The sequence below is a fragment of the Corynebacterium sp. genome, from assembly GCF_030530965.1.
Classification (GTDB): Bacteria; Actinomycetota; Actinomycetes; order Mycobacteriales; family Mycobacteriaceae; genus Corynebacterium.
The window spans coordinates 1-3,061 of record NZ_JAUMTY010000089.1 but is presented as its reverse complement, the minus strand read 5'-3'; the positions used below and the strand labels follow the sequence as shown (position 1 = coordinate 3,061).

Genomic DNA, 3,061 nt, shown 5'->3' with positions numbered 1-3,061 from the left:
CCGTAGTGCGTTGACCACTCCGCGATGCCTTGTTGCACGGGCACCAGCGCCACCCTTAATTTGTTTGCGTCCCGAGTCGTTCCCTCCACCACGGCCGTCGCCAATGGTGGGTGTAGGGAGGTCATCGCGCGTCTGAGAACCAGCGCTCGCTCCCCGTATCCCACGGGACTATTCACTATGTGTTTTTCAAATAACAACGGCCGTGAGGCCTTGTGCCCTACCCGGACCGTGAATCCGGTGGAGTCTTACTCGTAGGGCTACTGTGACAAAACATGTGACGAAACAACGCTTGTATGTTCATAGGGTGTGTCGTGACGAATGTGTCGAAACAAAACGACACACGTCTAGCCACACAACATCGAATGAGGCAATCACCTGAGACCAAACTCAGAAGGATCTAAGAGCTTCTCACCCTTAATCGCGTTGCATCTCACATGAACAGGACGAAGATTCTCCGGGATAGTCAAGCCGCCACGAATCGTGGGAATTACATGGTCAAGACAAACATCCAAAGGATCCGACCAATCGAGACGTTCACCGCACAAATAGCAACGATCAAATTTCCGTAAAAACGTGAACAACTCACTATTACTCATTAATCGGTACTCATATGCACGCTGCCTACATGAACGCGAGCAATACCTCGGCTTTCGACCACGACCCTTGTACGCAACGGGCTTACCGCACCAAGAACAACAACCCTCTTTATCGACCGACGACGGTTTGCGTTGCAACCTGACCAACTGAACCAACCTCCTTTCTTCATCTCCTTCGCGCAGCTTCCCCACCACACGAACCGGAAAAGATTGATCCACCTAAAGGATTTCGTCAGCGGACTTAATCACACCATGTCGAACGAGCGTCTTGATTGCGGCCAGCACTTCACCAGCTTGAGAGCCATTCACCTTCTGCTCATCACCATTCGGCCACTCAACCGGTGCAGACTTCTGAACAATTGCCCGATAGCCCGCATCCTCAAGCAGCTTCACACGAGCGGCCGCAGACGACCTGGACTTAAACCACTTATCAGTGGCAGGCTCAATCCACTTATTTGTCTTAAACCGCTCCACATACTCAGGAGACGGCTCCCAATCAATGGGCTTGCCCCACTCGATACGCTCCCCTGGGTAACGCTCATCAAACGCGTAGTACCGCTCGAACTCCGGTTCTTCGACGATGTGAGCACGGTACAAACTTGTTTCCTTCATCATGCGGCCTTTCTGGGGTTCAACTCAGCCCCGTGTTCTTCGATTGCTTTTACGATCCATTTCCAGGCGATGTCTTGGCCTTTTGGCGATAATTGCGGGGTTGTGAACGCGTGCCCGTTGTCGGCAACTCCCTTGGAGTTACGTCCCCACCCGCTTCGGACGGCGTGCCGGGTAATCTGCCCAGAATCTGAGCGGCCACCGGCGATGAGCATTCCCTTTCTCGTGAGCAAGTCACGGACTGCGCTCTGTTTGATGTCCATGCCGTGGGTGTCGCCGTACTGCTGCACTTCGCGGTAGAAGTCTTGGCGGCGCTTCCACTCTTTGACCTCGGAGTGCGCATCCGCTTTCGCGATTTTCGGGGCGGCTAGTTCGAGGCGTTTAGCGTTGCGCTTCGACTCTAAAGCTGCCGCCTCAGCGCGCTCGTACTGCTCCGCTGCCGCGCGCAATGCTTCCGCATAGTTCTGGGGGATGGCGGGCGCTTGCTGTGCCTGCTCTGCCACGTGAGTTTGCACCGCGAAGTACGCCTGGGCCGCTGCAATTTCCGGCTTGCGTGGGTCACCATTCATCGCAACCAGGTAGGCGGCGAAGCGAGATAGATGAACATCCTCACGGGGCTTAGTCCCTCCGTCGAGAATTTCCCGGTGCCGGGAAAATCCCCCATGTCCTTGGTTTTCTGCAGTTACTTCAGCACGTTCAATCGCACCGTTAAACCGTTCCCACTTGTCATATCCAAGCAGTGGCATGAGGTCGCGGGCTGACCAGAACTCCGACCCGTCCTCGCGCGTCCGCTTAATATCGTCGAATGGCGACGCTGTGTCGGGACTATGTGCTACGATTAAGTCTTGCATTTTGTTCCTCCTTTGGAACTCCTCGCCCCGGTTACCGCCGGGGCATTTCTTATGGACTTATTGCTTAACCAGGCTCTGCTGATTCACTAGTTCGCGTGTGTCAGCCAAAACGAGAACTTTGTCAGGTCTCGCTCCTAGCTGAGCTAAAGCATTTAAAACGTCCGGAGTTGCCCGCCGTGTATTAACGGCTCTAGTCCAAGTAGCGCGACCCATGCCTGTGTGGCGCGCAATATCGGACGTGTTGCGCAAACCGTTCATTTTCTTAACCCGGTCAAGTTCGTCAAGACTGATTAGAAACTGGTTCATTGCTAGCCTTTCTCGCTTGCCGATGAACCAAGTATGAACCATTCACTACAAAATGGCAAGCAGGTAAATCAAAAAAGATTGCTCTCGTTGATGTTTGTGCAGATAGTTCACCATTTGGTGTATCAAAATTGAGTCACTATACTTATGGTTATGACCGATTTTCGACAGTGGTACTACGAGACCACGGGACTACGTCTCACCGCCGACCACGTGGCAGCAATCCTCGGAATGTCCCGGACTTCAGCTACTAGACGCCTCACCACTGACGATCTGGACGCGGATGAAGTTATTGAACTATGTCGCGCACTTGACCTAAATCCGCTAGTCGGCCTGGTGGACCTCGAGTACATCACAGATAAGGAAGTTTGGGGCTACCTCGATAGCGATGGCCAGTTAGTCGAGACCGCTGAAGATGGCGACCTCGCACTCGAACTCGCACGTCGGCTTAACCCCGCTACCAGGGCAGATGAACTCGAAGAGCTGCGTAAGCGTAGAGCGTCTAAGAATGTCACCCCCTCCGCCTATAGTGACACCACACCCGACGAGGAGGACCTCCCCTACGCCGCCGACAGCTCACCAGACGAACCCATGCCAGGAGATGATGACTACTCAGATGGCCCCTAACCTCGACATGCTCGCCACACTCCACGGCATCACCATCACCACCCACACCGGTGGCGAGAAAGGCCGCTGGTACAG

At 54.1% G+C, this 3,061-nt stretch carries 4 protein-coding genes; 1 reads left to right on the top strand and 3 read right to left on the bottom strand.

Translation table 11 applies throughout. The features are described 5' to 3' along the window. Nucleotides 1-371: 371 nt before the first annotated feature. The 3 genes from Q3981_RS10470 to Q3981_RS10250 all read right to left on the bottom strand — a co-directional run bounded on the left by Q3981_RS10470 (nucleotide 372) and on the right by Q3981_RS10250 (nucleotide 2,056). Nucleotides 372-596 (bottom strand): HNH endonuclease, encoded by a 225-nt coding sequence (locus tag Q3981_RS10470; protein WP_368410111.1) that lies wholly within the window; start codon nucleotides 594-596, stop codon nucleotides 372-374. A gap of 219 nt (nucleotides 597-815) precedes the next feature. Further along, nucleotides 816-1,211 (bottom strand): hypothetical protein, encoded by a 396-nt coding sequence (locus Q3981_RS10255; RefSeq protein ID WP_303125967.1) that lies wholly within the window; start codon nucleotides 1,209-1,211, stop codon nucleotides 816-818. Then, nucleotides 1,208-2,056, bottom strand: a complete 849-nt coding sequence (locus tag Q3981_RS10250) for a BRO family protein (RefSeq protein ID WP_303125965.1) — start codon at nucleotides 2,054-2,056, stop codon at nucleotides 1,208-1,210. The genes Q3981_RS10255 and Q3981_RS10250 overlap by 4 nt, the downstream gene beginning before the upstream one ends. 456 nt (nucleotides 2,057-2,512) lie before the next feature. Here Q3981_RS10250 and Q3981_RS10245 point away from each other — a divergent pair, with 456 nt between their 5' ends. Continuing rightward, complete coding sequence (locus Q3981_RS10245) at nucleotides 2,513-2,986, top strand: hypothetical protein (RefSeq protein ID WP_303125963.1); 474 nt, start codon at nucleotides 2,513-2,515, stop codon at nucleotides 2,984-2,986. The last annotated feature ends 75 nt before the right edge of the window (nucleotides 2,987-3,061 follow it).

Coding starts and splice junctions, on each gene's coding strand:
- Q3981_RS10470 (WP_368410111.1), bottom strand. CDS start 596: ATGAGTAATAGTGAGTTGTTCACGTTTTTACGGAAATTTGATCGTTGC.
- Q3981_RS10255 (WP_303125967.1), bottom strand. CDS start 1,211: ATGATGAAGGAAACAAGTTTGTACCGTGCTCACATCGTCGAAGAACCG.
- Q3981_RS10250 (WP_303125965.1), bottom strand. CDS start 2,056: ATGCAAGACTTAATCGTAGCACATAGTCCCGACACAGCGTCGCCATTC.
- Q3981_RS10245 (WP_303125963.1), top strand. CDS start 2,513: ATGACCGATTTTCGACAGTGGTACTACGAGACCACGGGACTACGTCTC.